Here is a 19,411-nt window from a genome sequence, read left to right on the forward strand (position 1 = left end):
ATCCAGCGCGGATCATCAGTTTTACTGATTTCGTTATTGAACATAAAAGCGCCATTGCCCGCCGCCATCAGCCTGTGTGCTCTTTCACCTGACTGTGTAGCCACGCGCGGACCGCGCTCACCGTTGCCTGCGCGCGTGGCCGCTGCGGAGCCACCAGATACCAGCCGGCATCGACCGGCATCTCGCGATGCCAGGCGGGAACCAGCCGGCCGCTGGCCAGATCGTTCTGTACAAAGTGCGGGCTGGTCAGTGCTATCCCCTGGCCGCTCAGCGCCGCTTCCAGCGCCAGCGCGGTTTGGTTAAAGCGCAGATGATGCTGATGCTGCAGCGACTGGCCGGGAAACATAAATGCCAGAAACGCCGGCCACAGATGATGACCATCGTGCAGCAGCGGGTAGCGCAGGCAATTTTCTCGCTGCGCCGCATCGCCATTTTGTGCCAGCAGCGTCGGGCTGACCACCGCCAGCACCGTCTGGCTAAACAGCAGCGAGGCGTCCAGCCCGCTTCCAAACGGCGGCCGGCCATAGCGCACGGCGAGGTCAACACCTTCATGATGGAACTGCACCAGCCGCTCGGAAGCCAGTACGCGCAAATCGATATCCGGCCAGGCCGCGGTAAAGGCCGGTAAACGCGGCAACATCCAGCGGCTGGCAAAGGTCGGCGTTACGCTCAGCGTCAGACGATCCGGCTCCGGGCGCAGCGTGCGCGTGGCCTCATCAATCAGCTCGAACGCCTGACGAATGTGCACCGCATAGCCCGCCCCGGCAGCGGTCAGCGCCAGCGCGCGCGGCAGCCGGTCGAACAGTTTCAGGCCAAGACTGGCCTCCAGACCGCGAATATGCTGCGCCACCGCGCCCTGCGTCACACCGAGTTCTTCAGCCGCAAGGCGAAAGTTGAGGTGCCGCGTCACCGCTTCAAACACCCGAAGTGCATTCAGCGACGGCAATGCTTTAAAGCCCTGGTTCATCCTGTAGTTTTCCTGGGGTCAAGTGGCAGCAGAACTGACTCTCTGCTGCAGCGTACCGCCATTATACTGGCCTTACATGCTTTTCACTTTAATGAGGTTATGGACATGACAGTAGAAAAAGTAGCGATGATTGTTGCCGGAGGCAGCGGAATGGGCGCCGCGGCGGCGGAGAAACTGGCGAGCGAGGGCTTCAGGGTCGCGATTCTCTCCTCATCCGGCAAAGGCGAAGCGCTGGCGCAACGTCTGGGCGGACTGGGCGTTACCGGTTCGAATCAGTCAGTGGAAGATTTGCAGCAGCTGGTGGATGCCACTCTGGCGCGCTGGGGACGTATCGATGTGCTGGTCAACAGCGCCGGTCACGGTCCGCGCGCGCCAATCCTCGAATTAAGCGATGACGCGTGGCAGCAGGGAATGGAAACCTATTTCCTCAATGTGGTGCGCGCGGTGCGCCTGGTCACGCCAATCATGCAGCAACAGGGTGGCGGCAGCATCATTAATATCTCTTCGGCGTGGACGTTTGAACCCACCGACATGTTCCCGACTTCGGCGGTGTTCCGCGCCGGCCTGGCCTCTTTCAGCAAAATCTTTGCCGACAGCTATGCGGCTAAGAATATTCGTATTAATAACGTCCTGCCGGGCTGGATTGATAGCCTGCCGGAAACGGATCAACGGCGCGACAGCGTACCGCTACAGCGTTACGGCAGCGCAGAAGAAGTGGCGGCTACGATTGCCTTTCTTGCTTCGCCTGGCGCGGCGTATATCACCGGCCAGAATATTCGCGTCGACGGCGGCGTCACGCGCAGCGTCTAGTCGTAGGGTTTGCCTGCCGGTCGCAGTGGTCACCCTTGCCCGCTGCGGCCACCTCCTCGCTGCTGATGCTTTTTTCAGCGCATTTTCAAGACTGGTCTTGTCGTTTCTGCACCTTATAACACGTCAGAATGTTCTTATTCGCTGACAGAATTTTCTGTACTCAGCTGCCAGATATTTCTTTTAAAACTTTCTGATTTGAGGTCGCTATGCAATCGATTCTTCGTACCCGTCTGACGGCGCTACTTACCCCCGAGCGTCATCTGGTGTGGCGGTGTTTACTGACGGGCTGTTCTTTTTTCTGGATTCTGCTGGTGGTCACCGTCATGGGGCTGCGCTAAGTCATTATCGGCTATTGTGAGGGATCATCATGGTATGGCTGTTATCTCCGCGCCTTAGTGCGCTGTTAAATTTTTCCCGCCGGTTGCTGTGCCAGCTGGCGTTGGCTGCCAGCCTGTTGTTCTGGGTTGGTGTGGTAGTGACGATCGCCATCGCTTACTGAATTAATGTGCCTGTAGCCGCCCCTGTAACTGTTCCGGCGGCAGCAGCGCAAATGCCCGCTTCATCACCCGCGCTTCTTCAGCCGGCGTGCGACCAAACATCCGCTTAAATTCACGACTGAACTGCGAGTCGCTTTCGTAACCGACGCGTGCGGCCGCGCCGGCGGCGGTGAGATTATCGCGAATCATCATCAAACGCGCCTGATGCAGACGCAGCGACTTGAGATACTGGATCGGCGAGGTCTGCGTGACGCTTTTGAAATGCAGATGGAAGCGCGGAACGCTCATGCCAGCTTCGCTGGCCAGATGCGGCACATCCAGCGGCTGCCGCCAGTCAGCATGAATGCGCTGCAACGCCCGCGCAATGCGGCCAAAATGCCCCTGATAGGTCAGCGCGGCGCGCACTGCACCGCCCTGCTCACCCAGCAGCACGCGAAAGCAAATCTCTTCCACCCGTGCCGGCCCCAACACCTGCGCCTCCAGCGGATCGCTTAATGCCTGTAGCAGGCGCAGCGTGCTGTCTGCCAGTGCCTCGTTAAGCGGCGTCGAAATAATGCTGGCCGGCGTCTCCGCCAGTGAAACATCGGCCGCCGCGACCTGCGTCACCAGCCGCGCCAGCGTGGCCGCATCCAGACGAATCGCCAGCCCCAGCAACGGTTCAGCCGAGGTCGCTTCAGTCTCAGCGGAAAACGGCAGCGGCACCGACAGCACCAGATAGTGCTGCGCGTCGTAGCGATACATTTTGTCGGCAAGAAATGCCCGCTTTGAGCCCTGACAGATAATGATGATGCTCGGCTCATAAAGCACCGGCGTGCGCGCCCACTGCTGGTCGGCACGCATGAAGCGCACGCTGTCGAGCAGTGAAGCGGTGTAGCCTTCCTGCGGGGCCAGCTGCCGCAGCAGCGCGCAGGTTTGCTGTTGTACGGTTTGCGACATAACGGATTTCCGGTGAGAGGTTCAGGCAAAGCATAACCAGGTTTATTCCTTACTCACAACAATGACGAGAGAATCAGGCAATGATGCGCCACAATCCGGTCTGTTGGCTTTTGCCCGCATTTTCCACAATAGCCTCGTCAACCAACACGAGGAAAACATCATGTCTCATCCCAATGCAAAAGTGATTATTCTGACCGGCGCCAGCAGCGGCATCGGCGAAGCGATAGCGCGCCTGCTGGCCAGTCAGGGGCATAAACTGGTGCTGGGCGCACGCCGCACCGATCGGCTGGCCGTGCTGTGTGACGAACTGCGCGCCAGCGGCGCGCAACTGGATTATCTGGCCACCGACGTCACGCAGCGCGCGGATACGCAGCAGCTGGCCGATTTTGCCCGCGACAAGTATGGCCGGGTTGATGTGATGATCAACAATGCCGGCGTGATGCCGCTGTCGCCGCTCAGCGCGCTGAAAGTCGATGAATGGGACCAGATGCTCGACGTCAACGTGCGCGGCGTACTGTACGGCATCGCCGCCGTGCTGCCGCTGATGGAAGCGCAGCAAAGCGGCCATATCATCAATATCGCCTCGATTGGTGCACTGGCGGTATCGCCGACGGCAGCGGTGTACTGCGCCACAAAATTCGCCGTTCGCGCCATTTCGGACGGTCTGCGTCAGGAATCGCGTCAGCTGCGCGTGACGGTGGTGAATCCTGGCGTGGTGGAATCCGAACTGGCTAACACCATCACCGACGAGACCGCGCGCGTGGCGATGCAGAGCTATCGACAGATTGCGTTAAAACCGGAAGCCATTGCGCAGGCGGTGAGCTGGGCCATCAATCAGCCTGGCGAAGTTGATGTCAATGAGATCACGGTGCGCCCTACTGCCAGCGCGCATTGAGGCTAATGGAGCGTGGCGATTTCAGGCTGAAATCGCGTCCGGCCACCGCGTCTGCAGACGGGCGCGGAGGCCGTTATGATTATAGCCAGCCGGCTTTTTTCAGCCGCCACCACATGACGCAACAGATCACCAGCGTGACCGCCAGCGCCGCCGGATAGCCAAAGTGGCTGTGCAGCTCGGGCATATCCGAGAAGTTCATGCCATACATACTAAAGATGATGGTCGGCACAATCAGAATCGCCCCCCAGCCGGCCAGCTTTTTGTTCACCTCACTCTGCTGCACTGACACCAGCGCCAGATTCACCTGCATGGCGCTGGCCAGCGTTTCGCGCATATCCTCGGCATCAATCATCACGTGGTGCGCGTGATCCTGCACATCGCGCAGATAGGCGCGCAGATTCTTCGGAATAATATCTTCATGGAAACGCACCAGCTGCGGGCAGATTTCCGTCACCGGCATCGCTGCATTGCGCAGCGACAGCAGTTCGCGCCGCAGGTGATAGACGTTTTCCAGCGTGAAGCTGTCAAAACGGGTAGTGAACATGCCATCTTCCAGATCGGCAATACGTTCGCTTAGTGACTCGGTGATTTTGCTGTAGTTGTCGACGATAAAATCGAGGATGCAGTAGAGTGCATAGCCCGGCCCCTGACACAGCATGGCATGATTTTTTTCGGCTTTGGCGCGGATCGCCTGATAACCTTCCACCGAGCCATGACGCACGGTAATCAGGAAATTTTTACCAAGGAAAAAGTGGGTTTCGCCAAAGCTGATGCGCTGGCGATCTTCCATATGCGCGGTTTTCACCACGATAAATACCGATTCACCGTACTGCTCAATTTTGGGCCGCTGATGCGCCACCAGCGCGTCCTCAATCGCCAGCTCATGCAGGCTAAACTCCTCCTGCAGCGTGTGCATAAACGCCGGATCCGGTTGATACAGACCGAGCCAGACAAATGACTTTTCCTCTTTCAGCACTTCGCTGATTTGATCAACTTCGACATGCTCTTCGCGTTTGCCGTGGCGATACACCACGCAGTTAATCACCATTTTCGCGTTGTCCTTGTTGTACTCACTCTCCCTAATCATAGCTGCAAAGCAGCGGCCAGCGCGCCGTCATCTTTGCGCTGGCCATGCTGCTGCAGTTCAGGGCACGCCAAAATAGCGCAGCAGCGCCGTCATTACCGCCGCACCGATGATCACCATGATTAACGGCGCACGCCGCCAGGCGAGAAACAGCGCGAACAATACGCCGGTCAGCCGTGCGACGCCGGCGAAATGGGTTCCCTCAAACAGCGCGGTGGTGACAGCGACAGCCAGCAGCAGCACCGTTGCCGCGTCGGACAGCATGTTGCGCACACGTTCCGACATGTGCATCCGGCTGCCCAGCCGGTAACCGGCAAAGCGAATCGCATACGTGCCTGCAGCCAGCAGCGCGATGCCGGCAATCACTAAACTATTTTGCATCTTTGCGCTCCCGCCAGCTCAGCAAACCGAGTAAAGAAAACAGCACCGGCATACCGGCTGGCACAAAAGGCGTTGCCAGTACGGACAGCAGCGCACCGAGGGTGGCCGGGATGCGCGTGCGACGCTGGCGCAGCGCCGGGAAAATCAGTGCGATCAGGATGGCCGGAAACACCGCATCCAGGCCAATCGCCGCTACATCAGGAATAAAGCGTCCGATCACCGCACCGGCAATCACCGTGAGCGGCCAGATGGCAAAAATACCCAGTCCGCAAATCCAGTAAGCCGCCCGACGCTGCGCCAGCTTCGGCTGTGAAATGCCGAACACCACGCTTTCGTCATTCATGATATGGCAGCCCAGCAGACTGCGTCCGCCCTGCCCGACCAGATCTTTTACCGCAATACCAAACGGCAGATGACGCGCGTTAACCAGTAAGCCGGCGGCAGCAGCGGTTATCGGGCTGCCACCGCCGGCGACGATGCCGATGAACAGAAATTCAGACGCCCCGGCCAGTACCAGCGTTGAGAGCGCAATCGGCACCCACAGCGGAAAGCCGTCGGCAGCGGCGAGAGATCCATAGGAGAGGCCAACGATACCGTCGGCCAGACAAACGAGAACGATCGCTTTGATTACGCCGCGATCAAGCGGTACGGCACCCAGACGCATCACAATTTGATCTCATAACGAACAAGAAAGCCGTTATAATGAACGCGCCTTCAGTGTTTTACAAGATGAACAAATCGTTCGATATAAAGAACAGGAGTAAGTGTGACCCCGCCCATTGCTATCATTGCCGCCGGACTGGTGCGCGAACGTCAGCGCGCCGGACTTTCCCTCACGGAAGTGGCGCGCCGCGCCGGCATCGCCAAGTCAACGCTGTCCCAGCTGGAGGCAGGCAACGGCAATCCCAGCATTGAGACATTATGGTCACTCTGTGTGGCGCTGAATATTCCGTTCGCCAGGCTGATGGAGCCGGAAGTGAAAAGACTGCAGGTAATTCGGCGTGGCGAAGGCATGATTGTGTCAGCTGAACTGGCTGATTATCAGGCCGCTTTACTCGCCAGCTGCCCGCCGGGCGGCCGCCGCGATCTGTATCTGATCACCAGCCAGCCCGGCGCACCGCGCGCGTCAAAACCGCATCCGCCGGGTTCAGTCGAACACATCATCATGGCACGCGGCCGCGCGCGGGTCGGCCCGATGGACGCGCCGGTCGAACTGTTCCCCGGCGATTATATTTGTTATCCCGCTGATGAACCGCACATCTTCGAGGCGCTCGACGCCGATACCATGGCGGTCCAGCTGTCGGAGCAGAATTAAAGAAATTTCGCTACGCCTGACTATCACAATTTCCTATGACTAAGTCGGATGATTGCGCTGCGGCGCGGTGGCATGCTGTCAGCATCATTGGCAGAACAGCAGGAACATATGGACATTATTCCCGCGCAGCCGCATCACGCGGCGGCGATACAGAAGATTTACGCCTGGCACGTGCTGCACGGCACCGCAACCTTCGAAACGGAACCGCCAGCGGAGAGTGAAATGCTGCGGCGTATCAATGATGTGCATGAGCGCGGCGGTTACTGGCTGGTGGCCGAGGAGCAGCATCAGGTGCTGGGTTACTGTTACCTCGCGCCGTATCGTCCGCGTTACGCCTACCGCTTCACGCTGGAAGACTCTATCTATCTCGACCCGCAGCAAACCGGACGCGGCATCGGCAAGGCGCTGCTGCAAAAAGCGGTGGCGCTGGCTGAAGCCGCCGACTTTCGCCAGATCATCGCGATTATTGGTGACAGCGCCAACCAGGGCTCGCTGGGAGTACACCGGGCGCTCGGTTTTGAGCACACCGGCGTAATGAAATCGGTGGGTTACAAACATGGCCGCTGGCTGGACACCGTGGTAATGCAGCGGAGCCTCGGGCCCGGTGACAGCCAGCCGCCCGATCGCTAAGCCGCTTCCATGGCGATCACCCGATGTGTGCCTTTGTCCAGCAGATCGCGGTCATGACTCACCAGCAGCACCGCACACTGCTGCTCACGCGCCAGCTCCGCGATTAACTGCCAGGTCTGCTGCTGCACCAGCGGATCGAGGCGTGACGTTGGCTCATCGGCAAACAGAAATACCGGCCGCAACAGCATCACCCGCAGTAGCGCGAAGCGCTGAAGTTCGCCGCCGGAGAGCGCCTCGGGTCGCCGCGTCAGCAGCGCGGGATGCAAGGCCAGCCGCGCCATGAGCGCATCGCGCTGTGCCGGCGGGAGAGCGTGACGCCGCAGCACATCGTTGATGCTTTGCCCCAGCGTGCGCTGCGGCGGAAACAGCGCGGAAGGATCCTGATAGATTTTCTGATATTTCAGCGCATCCGCATCAGCGTGGTGCGTTACGCGGCCCTGCTGCGGCGCGAGCAACCCCAACAGCACGTCGCCGAAGCTGCTTTTGCCGCTGCCGCTGGCGCCGTGCAGGCCAACGATTTCACCGGCGTGCAGCGTGAAATCGCGCGGCACGCCCAGCGTTTTGCCGCCGCGCGACAGCGCGATGCCCTGCGCGCTAATCACCGGTCTGGCGCTGATTATCGTCTGCTGCCAGGCGGGCCACTCCGCCGGATCGGCGGCCAGCAGTTCACGCGTGTACGACTCCTGCGGCGACTGCAAAACCTGCTGCGCCGGGCCCTGCTCAATCACCCGGCCCTTGTGCATCACCAGCAGGTCGCCGCCCAGCTGGCGTGCCAAAGCGATATCGTGAGTGATGGTCAACAGCATGCCGCCGTCGGCCACTTCGCGCTGTAACAGCTGGCTGACTTCGTCACGACGTGCCACATCCAGCCCTTTAGTCGGCTCATCGGCAATCAGAATCTGCGCGCCTCCGGCACGGGCTGCCGCAAACGCGGCGCGCTGTGCCATGCCGCCGGAGAGCTGCCACGGATAACGCCGCGCTGCCGCGGCCAGACCCAGCTGCTGCAGATCCTGCTGCGCCGCCGCAGCGCTGGCCGCTGGCGGCAAGCCGCGCACGAAGCGATGCCCTTCCGCCACCTGTTGCTGAATCGGCATGGTTGGATCGAGCGCCAGCCACGGCTCCTGCGGCAGCGAAGCCAGCGTATTGCCCCACAGGCGACGCAACTGCGCCGTATCCTGCGGCAGCTGAAAGCGCCTGCCGTTGATCATCAACTCACCGCTGGCCTGCAGCGACGGCGGCAAAATCCCCATGATCGCCTGCGCCAGCAGACTTTTCCCCGATCCGGTTTCGCCGAGCAGCGTCAGCGGCCGGCCGGCTTGTAGCCGCACATCTACCGGCTCAACCAGTGTTTCAGTCGCTGTGGCAACGCTCAGCCCGGTGATCTGTAATCCCTTCATCATCGCTCCTTTTTCATCAGCAGATTGAGGCTGATCAACAGCAAAAACAGTGCGACTACCGGCTGCATCAGCAGCCACGGCGCTTCCCACGCAAACGGCAGCAGTTCAGTCATCATCAGGCCCAGCTCCGGCGTGGGCGGACGCACGCCAACGCTGATGAAACCGAGCGCCGACACCGCCATGATGGCGCTGCTGAAAGAGAACAAGGTCAGCGTCAGCAGCACCGGTGCCAGCGCCGGCCACAGATGATGACGAAAACGATACCAGGCAGAGAACCCGAGCAGCTTGCTGGCCTGCATACCGGGCGCCTGAACAATTGGCCGCAGCGTGGCACGGGTGACGCGGAAAAATTCCACCCACAGCACCAGCGAAATACCCAGCCACAGCATCTGCGGCGCGTCGGGCGCGATGGCCGCCAGCAGCAGCACCAGCAGCAATCCCGGCAGCGCGAGACACATATCGCCGACGATGCTCAGCAATCGGTCAGGCCAGCCACCGTACAGCGCACTGAGCACACCAGTGCACACGCCCGCGATCAGCGCACCGATCACGCATAACGCTGCCAGCCCGAGTGACAGGCGCAGCGCGGCGCTGAGGCGCGTTAACATATCGCGGCCTAGATGGTCGAAACCGAGCAAATGGCTGCGGTTGGGCGTTTGCAGCATCTGCAACAGATCCTGCTGCAGCGGATCGCCGTGCTGAATCAGCGGCAGCACAAAGGCATATGCCAGCAGGGCCGTCAGCAGCAGCAGACCCACCCAGCGTGAAAGTGTCATTTTCATGCGCGCGCCCCCCGGGGATCGAGCAGATGGCAACCGGCATCCACCAGCATATTCAGCAGGACAAACAGCAGCCCGAGCGTCATGGCGCTGGCCTGAATCACCGGCACGTCACGCGCAAAGATGGCATGCACTAACGCGTGCCCGATTCCCGGCCACGCAAACAGGGTTTCCACCACCACCACCCCTTCCACCAGCCAGACAAACTGCATGCCAAACCACGTCAGCACCGGCGCGCTCAGGTTACGCAGGCCGTGACGCAGCAGCAGGCGCGTGGGCGCCAGCCCTTTCTGCGCTCCCCAGCGATAGTAGCCGGACGACACCACCTGCCAGGTGGCTTCGCGCACCACGCGCACGCCGACCGCCGTCAGCGACAGTGCCAGCGTCAGCGCCGGCAACAGGAAATGGCGCAGCTCGCCGTGACCGGCACTCGGCAGCCAGTCGAGTTGCAGTGCGAACAGCAGGATCAGCAGCATGCCGAGCGCGAAATGCGGCACCGATTTCAGCAAGGCGGTCAGCCAGAACAGCGCGCGGTCGAGTCGGCCGTTGGCGTGGCAACCGGCCCAGATGCCGAGCGGCAGCGTCAGCAGCAGCGCCAGCAGTAGCGAGACGCCCGCCAGCGCCAGCGTCTGCCCCAGCTGCCAGCGCAGTTCATCCATCACCGGCTCACCGGAGACCAGCGAGCGGCCAAAATTGAACTGCAGCAAATCCAACAGCCAGTGCAGCAGCGCACTACCACCGGTGAGCGCGCCGCTCAGCTCCTGCTGTACCCGCGCCACCGCTTCGGCATCAACGCGATCGTAACCGTAGCGACCCGAAGCGATGCGCCACGCCATGTCGCCCGGCAGTGCCTGCACCAGCAGCCAGGTCAGTAATCCTACCGCCAGCACCACGAACAGCGCCTGCGCCATACGCCAGCTGAGTTGTTTAATCATCGCTCCCCCAGTGCATCTGGCGCAGGCCGAAGTGGCGCTCAAACGGATCGAGCTTAACGCCCTGCAGCTGGCTGTTAACCGCCACCGCCTGCTGATACCAGGCCAGCGGAATCACCGGCAGATCCTGCTGCAGCGCGCGGGTGATGACGCTGCGCGCTTCTGCACGGGCTGCAACATCAGTGGATTGCGTCAGCGTGTGGAGTGCCGCGTCGAAGCCTGCCGGATGCCAGTTCATCGCGCCCCAGTCACCGCCGTTGAGGCCATAATCCTGCAGCAGCGTCCCGGTGGGATCGGGCGTCAGGGCAAAGTTGCGCGCAAACAGCGCCAGCTGCAGACGGTTGTTGTGGTGCTGCGCCGGGATCTCGCTGGCGTTGGTCGCATTGATGCGTACCTCAATGCCGATGTTACGCAGTTGCTGCTGAATCACCATCGCCATCAGCGGCAGCTCCGGACGGTCGGGATAGGTCAGCAGCGTCAGGCTGAAGCGCTGGCCGTTGCGCGTCAGTACGCCATCTGCGCCGCGTTGCCAGCCGGCCGACTGTAATAACTGAGCAGCCTGCTGTGGCTGATAGTGCAGCGGCGCAAGTGCGGTGTTGTGCCATTCGGCCATGTTGGGGGGGAACAGCTGGCTGGCCGCGCCCGGATAACGCAGTACCGCCTGCGCCAGCGCGTTGCGATCGATCGCCATGCTGATCGCCTCGCGCACCGGCTGTTCCGCCAGCAGCGGATCGGCCAGATTCAGCTTCAGCATCAACGTGCGCGGTACCGGAATCGCCGGGATGTGCAGCGACGCTTTGCGCGCCAGACGCTGCCGGCTGGCGGCATCAAGGTTAAACACGTAATCCGCGTCACCGCTCTCTGCCAGCAGCGCACGGGTTTCCGCGCGCCCGGTCGCCAGATAGCTGGCGGCGGCAATCGCCGGTTTCTCGCCCCAGTAATCTGCGAAGCGCGCCACCGTCAGCGACTGCGGCGGCTGGAAGGCGGTGAGCGTAAACGGTCCGCTGCCGATGATGCGCGTGATGTTGCCCTGCGCATCCCAGCTGGCCAGTGCCAGGATTTGCGAGCGGCTTTCCGCCAGTACCGACAGCAGCGGCGTGAAGGGTTCCCGCAGCGTGATGGTGACAAGTTGCCCTGCCCCACTGATCTCCGCGATCGGCGTTTTGTCGAGTAAGCCCGCTTTACCGCGAGCGGTGTTGAGTGATTTCACCACGGCCGCCGCATCCAGCAGCGAGCCATCGTGAAAATGCACGCCGTCACGCAGCTGGAACTGCCAGCGCAGCCCATCATCTGAGACCTGCCAGCGCTGCGCCAGCGCCGCCACCGGTTCGCCACGCTCGTTCACTTCTACCAGCGTTTCAACCACATCCATGCGCAACAAAATGTCGCCGGAGAGCGCCGGATCGCTGCCTTTAATCTCAAACGGCGCGGCAATCCGCACCGGCTTTTCTGGTGTACTCGCCGCTGAAACGGCGCAGGAAGCCAGGCCGAGCGCCGCAGCTATCAGCAAGTTTTGCATTGATTTCATTATTTTTTCCGAATAAATCGTTACACTATCATCGAATCAATTACGTTATAACATAACAATTCACACTTTAACACACGGCGTTTGCAGGGGAATTTGTCAGCCGCTTGTTGCCTTTTGACCGTCGCGACAGGTTAACGCTGCGCGCAGCAGCGTGGCTGAGGTATGCTTGAGAAGAACTCTAACCCGTGAGGAAACGCCGTTATGCCAGAGATTGTTGTTTATGCTGCGGAAGGCCGTAGCGTTGAGCAGAAGAAAAAATTACTCAAAGCTATCACCCAGGCGGTAGTGGATTCGTTTGAGATCGATGCTGATGTGGTCACGGTGTCGATTATCGAAACCCCGAAGCATCACAAATCCAAAGGCGGCGTACCGTTCGACGAACGTTAAGTGCAGGCCAGCTCAGGCGTAATGAATATGCATAACGCCGCGCTGGCTGTGGTTAACCAGTGCCTCAACCTGCCATGTCTGCTGGATCAATGCAGGCGTCAGCACGGCGGCGGGCTCACCGCTCGCCACCACTTGCCCGTGCTGCAGCACCACCAGATGCTGGCAAAATTTTGCCGCCAGATTCAGGTCGTGCAGGGCCACAATCACCGTGACCGGCAGTGCAGCGATTAGCCGCATCAGCTCCAGCTGGAACTGAATGTCCAGATGGTTAACCGGCTCATCCAGCAACAGGATGTCGGGCTGCTGCGCGAGCGCACGCGCAATCTGGCAGCGCTGGCGTTCGCCACCGGACAGCCGCTGCCACGAACGCCCGGCCAGCGCATCCAGTTTCATCAGTGACATTGCGTGCTGCACCGCCGTTTCATCTGGCGTGCGCCATGGACTGAACGCGCTGCGATGCGGCGAACGTCCGAGACGCACCATGTCGATGACGCGCATTTCAGCCTCCGCCTCGGCATGCTGTGGCACGAAGGCCACGGTGCGCGCTAACTGTCGCCGGCTGAGCTGGCGCGCCCGCGTGCCGCCCATCTCCAGCCCGGCGTAAGCGCAGGGCTGCACGCCGGCCATCGCCCGGATCAGCGTCGATTTCCCTGAACCATTGGGACCGAGCAGGCCCACCGTTTGCCCTTGTTGCGCCGCAAAACTTACGTCAGACAGCACGCTACGCGCCTGTAGCGTCACGCTGAGTTTATCCACCGCGATATAGCTCATGATTTCTCCCGGTTGCGATACAGGATCAGGGCGAATACCGGGGCGCCGACTAACGCCGTCACCACGCCTATCGGCAGCACCTGATGGGTGATTAACGTGCGCGATACCAGGTCGGCAATCACCATGAAATGGCAGCCGCCCAGAAACGCGAGGGGAATCGTCACCAGATGACGATGCCCGGCAATCATGCGGGTGATATGTGGGATCACCAGCCCGACAAAGCCGACCGCGCCAATCGCGCTGACGATAACCGCCGTCACTAACGCGGTGGTCAGCAGTAATACGATGCGCACCGCTGCAACCCGCGTGCCCAGCGTCGCGGAGACTTCCGCGCCAAACGAGAAGGTATCCAGCGCGCGCGCATGGTAGAGCACCATCAGCAGACCGGCGAGCGTTACGGCAAAGCACAGCAGTGCATCCGCCCAGCGCACGCCGCTCAGGCTGCCGAGCAGCCAGAACATCACGCCGCGCGACTGTTCGGCATTGGCGGCCGTGCTGACGATATAAGCGGTCAGCGCATTAAATAATTGTGTCCCGGCGATACCGGCCAGAATGATGCGCGCGGTATTTTCCCGCATGCCGCCGGACAGCAGGACAATCAGCGCAAACGCCAGGCAGGCACCGCCAAACGCGCCGGCACCGGTGGTAATAGCACCGCCGCCGATGCCGAGCAGCATCACGCACACCGCCCCGGTTGATGCGCCAGCGGAAATGCCCAGCAGATAAGGATCGGCCAGCGCGTTACGCAGCAACGACTGCAACACCAGCCCGCACAGGGCCAGCCCGCCGCCGCTGCTCGCCGCCATCAGCGCGCGGCTCATGCGGTATTGCCAGACAATGCCGGCTTCCACCGCCGGCAGATCGTAATGCGTGATGCCAAGCCCGTTGGTGATGGCCTGCGCGGTCAGAGTAAAGCTCACCGATAAATCGCCGGTCGCTGCGGCCAGCGTCATCATCGCCGGCAGGCTGAGCGTGCCCGCGCAGATGAGCAGACCGGTGCGCCAGTAACGGGCAGCCTGAGCGCTCATCGGGCAGGTTTGAAGGCAGCGATCTGCTGACCGATCAGCTCTACGGCTTCCACATTGCGCAAGGATGGATTGAGCGACATCGCCGGCACCACCACGATGTGGCCGTTCTTCACCGCAGGCATTTCACGCGTCACCGGATCGCTTTGCAGAAAGTGTTTTTTAACCGCGACGTCATCAGCGGGATAGAGCCGCCGCGCCATGCTGGCAATCACGATGATGTCCGGCTGCGCGGAGACGATGTGCTCCCAGGTCACTGCCGGCCACTCTTCGTCTGAATCAATAATATTCGTCAGTCCGAGCGTCTGGCTAATCCAGCCCGGCGCCCCCTTATTGCCGGCTATCCAGGGATCGCCTTTCAGGCGCGGGCTGGAAAACCAGTAAACCACCTTCAGCGGCGCTGACGACGGATGCAGAAGATGCTGCTGGACGTTTGCGATACGCTCGCGCAGCTGTTGTTTCAGCGCTTCACCACGCGCCGGCACATCAAAGATGCGCGCCAGCGCGCTGATTTCAGCGAAAATCACCTCGATTCCGTAAGGCGTTGTTCGTGCACCATCACCATTGGAGGTTGCGGTGACCGCTTTGCCGATGCAGTCCGCAGGCGAAATCCAGGTTCGGATGCCCAACTGCTCAAACTGATCGCGCGTGGCGACTTCACCCTGCGGCCCAACGTGCCAGCTGTACTGCGCCAGCACCAGCTCCGGGCGCTGTGCCACCACCGCTTCAAAGCCTGGGGCGTTATCGGCCAGCCGTTTAAGATGGCTGCCCTGCGCTTGCAAATCGGCGGGCAGCGCGCCAAACCATACCGAGGTGGCGGCAATCTTATCTGCCAGACCGAGTGCCAGCAGCAGTTCCGTCTCATGCTGGCCCACGGTGACGACGCGCGCTGGCGGATGAGCGAAGGTTTCCTGGACACCGCAGTTATCAACGGTCAGCGGATAGTTACTGGCATTAACATTGAAAACAGGAAGCGACAGCAGCGTCGCGATAATCAGGGAGAGCGTGTTTTTCATCATGGCACTTTAATTGTTACGTTATAACATAACAATATGCATGGCCGGATAAGCCTTGTCAATGCGCAAGAACAGCGCGCGTTCTCACGGTTATTTCTGTATCACACTGTATCTCACTGCCCACCGCAGACACACCGTTGCAAAACTCCCGCAAGTGAAAACATCCCCGCTACATTGCCATGTTGTTCTATACGCACCAGACAATTGCACAGAGACACAACCATGATCTTCCGATTGATTATTTCAGCGTTACTGATGGGCGCTTCCGCAACCTGCGCGTGGGCAAACCAGCTTGATGGCCTGAGCGCTGGCGCGGTGCTGGGCCCGGCGGCGGTAGCACCACCTGAACATCCTGAGCCACCGGCCAGGCTGATTGTCGACGCGCCGCTGGCCGGGCCGCTGCGCAAAGGGGCGGTGTTTATTCAATACCGCGCGGAAAATCTGCGCATTGAACCGGTGTTTGGCCCTGAGGCGCTGAAGGTGAGTCCGCGTATCGGACACATCCACGTCATTGTCGATGACAATCCGTGGCACTGGGCAGATACCAGCGGCGAACCGGTGATACTCGTTGGCCTGCCCGCGGGTCAGCACAAGGTGATGATCATCCTCGCCGATGCCACCCATAAACCGCTCGACAGCAAAACCATTACCTTCACCGTGCCTGAAAACGCCGGCCATCACTGACTTTCTCTGGAGCCAATCCCATGAAAATTCGCTTTCGTCCCACCCTGCTGGCGCTGCTGACACTGTGCACAGCTACATCGGCCCTCGCCGCATCAACACCCGCTGACTACGAGACAGCGTTCCGTCATGTGCAGCAGATCAATGCCGGCGTGCTGAATGTCGGTTATGTGGATATCGGTCCACGTAATGGGCAGGCAGTGATTCTGCTACATGGCTGGCCGTATGATATTCAGAGTTACGCCGGGGTCGCACCAAAGCTGGCAGCCAAAGGCTATCGGGTTATCGTGCCTTACCTGCGCGGCTATGGCAGCACCCGCTTTCTCTCGGACCGCACCCCGCGCAATGGTCAACCCTCAGCAATGGCTGCGGATGTGGTTGCCCTGATGGACGCGCTGCAGATCAAACAGGCCGTGTTCGGCGGTTTTGACTGGGGTGCCCGTACGGCCGATATCGTTGCCGCACTGTGGCCAGAACGCGTCAACGCGCTGGTGTCAGTGAGCGGTTATCTGATCAGCAGTCAGGAACTGGGGGCCAAACCGCTTCCACCCAAAGCAGAATTGCAGTGGTGGTATCAGTTCTACTTTGCCACCGAGCGTGGCCGGCAAGGTTATGCGCAACATACGCATGATTTTGCCCGTCTGATTTGGCAACAAGCGTCACCTGGCTGGAAGTTTAGTGATACCACATTCAATCGAAGCGCCCAGGCGCTGGATAACCCGGATCAGGTCGCGATCACCATCAGCAACTATCGCTGGCGTATGGGACTGGAAAAAGGCGAGCAACGCTATGACAATTATGAGAAAAAACTAGCTACTCTGCCCGCCATCACGGTGCCCACGATTACCATTGAGGGCGACAATAATGGCGCGCCGCACCCGGCACCGGCATCCTACCGGGCGAAATTCACCGGAAAATATGCGCATCGCACTTTCATCGGTAATATCGGTCATAACCCGCCTGCGGAAGATCCCGACAATTTTGTGCAAGCCATAACGGATGCCGCAGCATTGTAACGATAAAGCCGGATGACCGGACCTGATTACCGGGTCCGGTTTTGTTTGTCCAGGCTGCAAAAAAGGAGAATGCTGTGGAGCACATTGACCACATTCTGGTTGTTGATGACGATCGTGATATTCGCGATTTGGTGACGCAGTACCTGGAAAAATCGGGCTACCGTGCCACGGCTGCGGCCAACGGCCGTGAAATGCGCGCCGTTTTGGCCTCCCGACACATCGATCTGGTGGTACTGGATATTATGATGCCAGGCGACGATGGGTTGACGCTATGCCGCCAGCTGCGCAGCGACACACAGCGCAACCTGCCGGTGCTGATGCTGACGGCGCGCAGTGAAGATACCGATCGTATTCTCGGGCTGGAGATGGGCGCTGATGATTATCTGCTCAAGCCTTTTGTGGCGCGTGAGCTACTGGCACGCATCAAAGCGATTATGCGCCGCACCCGCGCGCTCCCGCCCAATTTACAGATAACGGAAGCCGGACGCCTGATCGCTTTTGGCGACTGGCAGCTGGACACCTCTGCGCGCCATTTGCTTGACCATTCAGGCGTAATTGTTGCGCTGAGCGGTGCCGAGTACCGCCTGCTGCGGGTGTTCCTTGATCACCCACAGCGCGTACTCAACCGCGATCAGCTGCTGAATCTTACCCAGGGACGTGACGCAGAGCTGTTCGAGCGATCGATTGATCTGCTGGTCAGCCGACTGCGTCAGCGGCTACGCGAAGACGCACGCGAACCGGCTTATATCAAAACGGTACGCAGCGAGGGCTATGTGCTGGCCGTGCCGGTAGTGATAAAAGAGGCCTATTGATGAAACTCTGGCCGCGTTCACTGCAGTCGCGCCTGCTTATCATTGTACTCGGCGGCTTGTTGCTGGCTAATACCACCACGCTGGTCAGCCTGATGATAGAAAGGATGAGCAGCGCCAGAAGTGTGATGCTGGGTAATCTTGAATACGATGTCGCCACCAGCGTAGCAATTCTCGATCGTTTACCCGCCGCAGAACGCCCGGCCTGGCTGGCAAAACTGGCACGCGGCAATTACCGTTACCGGCTATCGCCCGGCGAGGCGGGACCTTACCCCAGCAGCTGGCGCGCGCGCGACGCGGTGCGCTCGCTACAGGAGACGCTGGGCGGTCGCTATCAGATGAGCATTCACGCCATCCCGGGTGCACGTGAGCATATTCAGGTGCATCTGACCCTGCATGATGGCGCCCCGCTGACGCTCGATCTCTGGCCGCGCATGCCCGCCATCGCCCGCTGGCTACCGCTGGTGCTGACCGGGCAGTTGCTGCTGTTGCTGCTTTGCGCCTGGCTTGCTGTACGTCAGGTGGTGCGACCGCTCACGCGTTTTACCCAGGCGGTCGATGCGTTAAAACCGGCCACCAGTAGCACGATGATGGCGGAAAGTGGCCCGGCAGAAGTGCAGCAGGCGGCACGCGCCTTCAACGCAATGCAGATGCGCATTCAGGACCATCTGCAGGAGCGCGCACAGATTCTGGCAGCCATCTCTCACGATCTGCAGACCCCCATTACCCGCATGAAGCTGCGCGTCGAAATGTCAGAACAGCAGGAGCTGCGTGACAAGCTGCTGGGCGATCTCGACGTCATGAGCCAGCTGGTGCGCGAAGGTATTGCTTATGCACGCTCTTCTGACGTCCCTGAAGAGCGACCGCAAAAAGTGAGCCTGAATGCGTTGCTCGACAGCATCGCCTGTGACTATCAGGATGTCGGGAAACCGGTAACGTTTGTGCCCTGTACCGGCGCCGATACCTTCGCTGTGCGACCGCAGGCGCTGCACCGCATTATGACGAACCTGATTGATAACGCCCTGAAGTTTGGCAACGAGGCAGAAATTCGGCTCAACACGCCACAACAGGGCAGCGTAGCGATTCATGTGGTGGATAACGGGCCGGGAATACCTGAAGCGGAATTACAGGCGGTGCTGGAACCGTTCTATCGGGTTGAAAGCTCGCGCAACCGCCACACCGGCGGCACCGGGCTGGGCCTGGCGATAGCCAGCCAGCTGATCGGTCAGATGTCCGGTACGCTGCGCCTGAGCAACCGGCCGCAGGGTGGCCTCGACGCCCACATTACGTTACGTCAGGCAGAATTGTCGCCGTTTGTATCTGCTGCGCAGTAATACACACAATCCGACAACTGCGGCCATGGTCGACACAGCCCGAACACATGCGGTGGCTGTAATGACGTCACTGCTCCCGGGCAGACGTTCATTCACTGCAATGAGGTCGATCATGCAAATATTCACACGGTTTTACTCTCCGGGGCGGCTGGCGCTGCCCCTGCCCACTCTCACGCAAGCTGGCCCGATTCCCTGGATGGAGCGCGTGCAGCGTGCTGCTC

Annotated in this window: 23 protein-coding genes; 11 read left to right on the plus strand and 12 right to left on the minus strand. The window is 60.3% G+C overall.

The features are described from left to right. Positions 1–67: 67 nt before the first annotated feature. Positions 68–967: a LysR substrate-binding domain-containing protein gene (locus MXF20_RS06380; RefSeq protein ID WP_325968296.1), complete on the minus strand. Its 900-nt coding sequence runs from the start codon at positions 965–967 to the stop codon at positions 68–70. A gap of 105 nt (positions 968–1,072) precedes the next feature. Between MXF20_RS06380 and MXF20_RS06385 the strand changes: the two genes are divergently transcribed. The 3 genes from MXF20_RS06385 to MXF20_RS06395 all read left to right on the plus strand — a co-directional run bounded on the left by MXF20_RS06385 (position 1,073) and on the right by MXF20_RS06395 (position 2,276). After that, positions 1,073–1,777, plus strand: a complete 705-nt coding sequence (locus tag MXF20_RS06385; RefSeq protein ID WP_325968298.1) for an SDR family oxidoreductase — start codon at positions 1,073–1,075, stop codon at positions 1,775–1,777. A gap of 206 nt (positions 1,778–1,983) precedes the next feature. Next, positions 1,984–2,115, plus strand: a complete 132-nt coding sequence (locus MXF20_RS06390) for a hypothetical protein (protein ID WP_325968299.1) — start codon at positions 1,984–1,986, stop codon at positions 2,113–2,115. A 29-nt stretch (positions 2,116–2,144) separates the two neighbouring features. Further along, complete coding sequence (locus MXF20_RS06395; protein WP_325968300.1) at positions 2,145–2,276, plus strand: hypothetical protein; 132 nt, start codon at positions 2,145–2,147, stop codon at positions 2,274–2,276. 1 nt (position 2,277) lies between these two features. Here the strand turns inward: MXF20_RS06395 and MXF20_RS06400 are convergent, their stop codons facing one another. Further along, positions 2,278–3,210 (minus strand): AraC family transcriptional regulator, encoded by a 933-nt coding sequence (locus MXF20_RS06400; RefSeq protein WP_325968302.1) that lies wholly within the window; start codon positions 3,208–3,210, stop codon positions 2,278–2,280. Between the two features lie 160 nt (positions 3,211–3,370). Between MXF20_RS06400 and MXF20_RS06405 the strand changes: the two genes are divergently transcribed. Then, positions 3,371–4,105, plus strand: coding sequence for an SDR family oxidoreductase (locus MXF20_RS06405; RefSeq protein WP_325968303.1), 735 nt, complete (start codon positions 3,371–3,373; stop codon positions 4,103–4,105). Between the two features lie 79 nt (positions 4,106–4,184). Here the strand turns inward: MXF20_RS06405 and corA are convergent, their stop codons facing one another. From corA to MXF20_RS06420, 3 genes are all read right to left on the minus strand, one after another. Further along, positions 4,185–5,153 (minus strand): magnesium/cobalt transporter CorA, encoded by a 969-nt coding sequence (gene corA / locus MXF20_RS06410; protein ID WP_325968304.1) that lies wholly within the window; start codon positions 5,151–5,153, stop codon positions 4,185–4,187. Positions 5,154–5,249: 96 nt separating this feature from the next. After that, positions 5,250–5,570, minus strand: coding sequence for an AzlD domain-containing protein (locus tag MXF20_RS06415; protein ID WP_325968306.1), 321 nt, complete (start codon positions 5,568–5,570; stop codon positions 5,250–5,252). Then, positions 5,560–6,234, minus strand: coding sequence for an AzlC family ABC transporter permease (locus tag MXF20_RS06420; protein ID WP_325968480.1), 675 nt, complete (start codon positions 6,232–6,234; stop codon positions 5,560–5,562). Before MXF20_RS06420 ends, MXF20_RS06415 begins: the two co-directional genes overlap by 11 nt. A 102-nt stretch (positions 6,235–6,336) precedes the next feature. Here MXF20_RS06420 and MXF20_RS06425 point away from each other — a divergent pair, with 102 nt between their 5' ends. Next, the gene (locus MXF20_RS06425) at positions 6,337–6,885 is read left to right on the plus strand and encodes an XRE family transcriptional regulator (RefSeq protein ID WP_325968307.1); all 549 of its coding nucleotides are present in this window, start codon (positions 6,337–6,339) and stop codon (positions 6,883–6,885) included. Between the two features lie 108 nt (positions 6,886–6,993). Next, entirely contained in the window at positions 6,994–7,515 is a 522-nt protein-coding gene (locus MXF20_RS06430) for a GNAT family N-acetyltransferase (protein ID WP_325968308.1), read from the plus strand. Here MXF20_RS06430 and MXF20_RS06435 read toward each other — a convergent pair. The 4 genes from MXF20_RS06435 to MXF20_RS06450 are packed head-to-tail and all read right to left on the minus strand — an operon-like array spanning position 7,512 to position 12,151. Next, a complete protein-coding gene (locus MXF20_RS06435; protein ID WP_325968481.1) occupies positions 7,512–8,912 on the minus strand; it encodes an ABC transporter ATP-binding protein in 1,401 nt (466 codons plus the stop codon). The genes MXF20_RS06430 and MXF20_RS06435 overlap by 4 nt on opposite strands. Beyond that, positions 8,912–9,694 (minus strand): ABC transporter permease, encoded by a 783-nt coding sequence (locus tag MXF20_RS06440; RefSeq protein ID WP_418936835.1) that lies wholly within the window; start codon positions 9,692–9,694, stop codon positions 8,912–8,914. The genes MXF20_RS06435 and MXF20_RS06440 overlap by 1 nt, the downstream gene beginning before the upstream one ends. Continuing rightward, on the minus strand, positions 9,691–10,626 hold the full coding sequence (locus MXF20_RS06445) for an ABC transporter permease (RefSeq protein ID WP_325968310.1): 936 nt from the start codon (positions 10,624–10,626) through the stop codon (positions 9,691–9,693). Before MXF20_RS06445 ends, MXF20_RS06440 begins: the two co-directional genes overlap by 4 nt. Then, positions 10,619–12,151 (minus strand): ABC transporter substrate-binding protein, encoded by a 1,533-nt coding sequence (locus MXF20_RS06450; RefSeq protein WP_325968311.1) that lies wholly within the window; start codon positions 12,149–12,151, stop codon positions 10,619–10,621. Before MXF20_RS06450 ends, MXF20_RS06445 begins: the two co-directional genes overlap by 8 nt. A 201-nt stretch (positions 12,152–12,352) precedes the next feature. Here MXF20_RS06450 and MXF20_RS06455 point away from each other — a divergent pair, with 201 nt between their 5' ends. Further along, positions 12,353–12,538, plus strand: coding sequence for a tautomerase family protein (locus tag MXF20_RS06455; protein ID WP_021508848.1), 186 nt, complete (start codon positions 12,353–12,355; stop codon positions 12,536–12,538). Positions 12,539–12,550: 12 nt separating this feature from the next. Here the strand turns inward: MXF20_RS06455 and MXF20_RS06460 are convergent, their stop codons facing one another. From MXF20_RS06460 to MXF20_RS06470, 3 genes are read right to left on the minus strand one after another with little or no spacing between them, the layout of a single operon-like run. Next, complete coding sequence (locus MXF20_RS06460) at positions 12,551–13,309, minus strand: ABC transporter ATP-binding protein (protein WP_325968312.1); 759 nt, start codon at positions 13,307–13,309, stop codon at positions 12,551–12,553. Beyond that, entirely contained in the window at positions 13,306–14,337 is a 1,032-nt protein-coding gene (locus MXF20_RS06465; protein ID WP_325968313.1) for an iron ABC transporter permease, read from the minus strand. Before MXF20_RS06465 ends, MXF20_RS06460 begins: the two co-directional genes overlap by 4 nt. Next, the gene (locus MXF20_RS06470) at positions 14,334–15,350 is read right to left on the minus strand and encodes an ABC transporter substrate-binding protein (protein ID WP_325968484.1); all 1,017 of its coding nucleotides are present in this window, start codon (positions 15,348–15,350) and stop codon (positions 14,334–14,336) included. The genes MXF20_RS06465 and MXF20_RS06470 overlap by 4 nt, the downstream gene beginning before the upstream one ends. A gap of 222 nt (positions 15,351–15,572) precedes the next feature. Here MXF20_RS06470 and MXF20_RS06475 point away from each other — a divergent pair, with 222 nt between their 5' ends. From MXF20_RS06475 to MXF20_RS06490, 4 genes are all read left to right on the plus strand, one after another. Then, positions 15,573–16,034 carry a DUF6130 family protein gene (locus MXF20_RS06475; protein ID WP_325968315.1) on the plus strand — a complete coding sequence of 154 codons (462 nt, stop codon included), beginning with the start codon at positions 15,573–15,575 and terminating at the stop codon, positions 16,032–16,034. 20 nt (positions 16,035–16,054) lie between these two features. After that, entirely contained in the window at positions 16,055–17,047 is a 993-nt protein-coding gene (locus MXF20_RS06480) for an alpha/beta hydrolase (RefSeq protein WP_325968316.1), read from the plus strand. Positions 17,048–17,121: 74 nt separating this feature from the next. Beyond that, entirely contained in the window at positions 17,122–17,859 is a 738-nt protein-coding gene (locus tag MXF20_RS06485) for a response regulator (RefSeq protein WP_325968318.1), read from the plus strand. After that, positions 17,859–19,190 (plus strand): ATP-binding protein, encoded by a 1,332-nt coding sequence (locus tag MXF20_RS06490; RefSeq protein WP_325968319.1) that lies wholly within the window; start codon positions 17,859–17,861, stop codon positions 19,188–19,190. Before MXF20_RS06485 ends, MXF20_RS06490 begins: the two co-directional genes overlap by 1 nt. Positions 19,191–19,411: the final 221 nt, after the last annotated feature.

The organism is Pantoea dispersa (assembly GCF_035783935.1).
Taxonomy (GTDB): domain Bacteria; phylum Pseudomonadota; class Gammaproteobacteria; order Enterobacterales; family Enterobacteriaceae; genus Pantoea; species Pantoea dispersa_C.

Excerpts from the sequence above, each read along its gene's own strand:
- MXF20_RS06380 (WP_325968296.1), bottom strand. The coding sequence starts at position 967 with ATGAACCAGGGCTTTAAAGCATTGCCGTCGCTGAATGCACTTCGGGTG.
- MXF20_RS06385 (WP_325968298.1), top strand. The coding sequence starts at position 1,073 with ATGACAGTAGAAAAAGTAGCGATGATTGTTGCCGGAGGCAGCGGAATG.
- MXF20_RS06390 (WP_325968299.1), top strand. The coding sequence starts at position 1,984 with ATGCAATCGATTCTTCGTACCCGTCTGACGGCGCTACTTACCCCCGAG.
- MXF20_RS06395 (WP_325968300.1), top strand. The coding sequence starts at position 2,145 with ATGGTATGGCTGTTATCTCCGCGCCTTAGTGCGCTGTTAAATTTTTCC.
- MXF20_RS06400 (WP_325968302.1), bottom strand. The coding sequence starts at position 3,210 with ATGTCGCAAACCGTACAACAGCAAACCTGCGCGCTGCTGCGGCAGCTG.
- MXF20_RS06405 (WP_325968303.1), top strand. The coding sequence starts at position 3,371 with ATGTCTCATCCCAATGCAAAAGTGATTATTCTGACCGGCGCCAGCAGC.
- corA (WP_325968304.1), bottom strand. The coding sequence starts at position 5,153 with ATGGTGATTAACTGCGTGGTGTATCGCCACGGCAAACGCGAAGAGCAT.
- MXF20_RS06415 (WP_325968306.1), bottom strand. The coding sequence starts at position 5,570 with ATGCAAAATAGTTTAGTGATTGCCGGCATCGCGCTGCTGGCTGCAGGC.
- MXF20_RS06420 (WP_325968480.1), bottom strand. The coding sequence starts at position 6,234 with ATGCGTCTGGGTGCCGTACCGCTTGATCGCGGCGTAATCAAAGCGATC.
- MXF20_RS06430 (WP_325968308.1), top strand. The coding sequence starts at position 6,994 with ATGGACATTATTCCCGCGCAGCCGCATCACGCGGCGGCGATACAGAAG.
- MXF20_RS06435 (WP_325968481.1), bottom strand. The coding sequence starts at position 8,912 with ATGAAGGGATTACAGATCACCGGGCTGAGCGTTGCCACAGCGACTGAA.
- MXF20_RS06440 (WP_418936835.1), bottom strand. The coding sequence starts at position 9,694 with ATGAAAATGACACTTTCACGCTGGGTGGGTCTGCTGCTGCTGACGGCC.
- MXF20_RS06445 (WP_325968310.1), bottom strand. The coding sequence starts at position 10,626 with ATGATTAAACAACTCAGCTGGCGTATGGCGCAGGCGCTGTTCGTGGTG.
- MXF20_RS06450 (WP_325968311.1), bottom strand. The coding sequence starts at position 12,151 with ATGAAATCAATGCAAAACTTGCTGATAGCTGCGGCGCTCGGCCTGGCT.
- MXF20_RS06455 (WP_021508848.1), top strand. The coding sequence starts at position 12,353 with ATGCCAGAGATTGTTGTTTATGCTGCGGAAGGCCGTAGCGTTGAGCAG.
- MXF20_RS06460 (WP_325968312.1), bottom strand. The coding sequence starts at position 13,309 with ATGAGCTATATCGCGGTGGATAAACTCAGCGTGACGCTACAGGCGCGT.
- MXF20_RS06465 (WP_325968313.1), bottom strand. The coding sequence starts at position 14,337 with ATGAGCGCTCAGGCTGCCCGTTACTGGCGCACCGGTCTGCTCATCTGC.
- MXF20_RS06470 (WP_325968484.1), bottom strand. The coding sequence starts at position 15,350 with ATGAAAAACACGCTCTCCCTGATTATCGCGACGCTGCTGTCGCTTCCT.
- MXF20_RS06475 (WP_325968315.1), top strand. The coding sequence starts at position 15,573 with ATGATCTTCCGATTGATTATTTCAGCGTTACTGATGGGCGCTTCCGCA.
- MXF20_RS06480 (WP_325968316.1), top strand. The coding sequence starts at position 16,055 with ATGAAAATTCGCTTTCGTCCCACCCTGCTGGCGCTGCTGACACTGTGC.
- MXF20_RS06490 (WP_325968319.1), top strand. The coding sequence starts at position 17,859 with ATGAAACTCTGGCCGCGTTCACTGCAGTCGCGCCTGCTTATCATTGTA.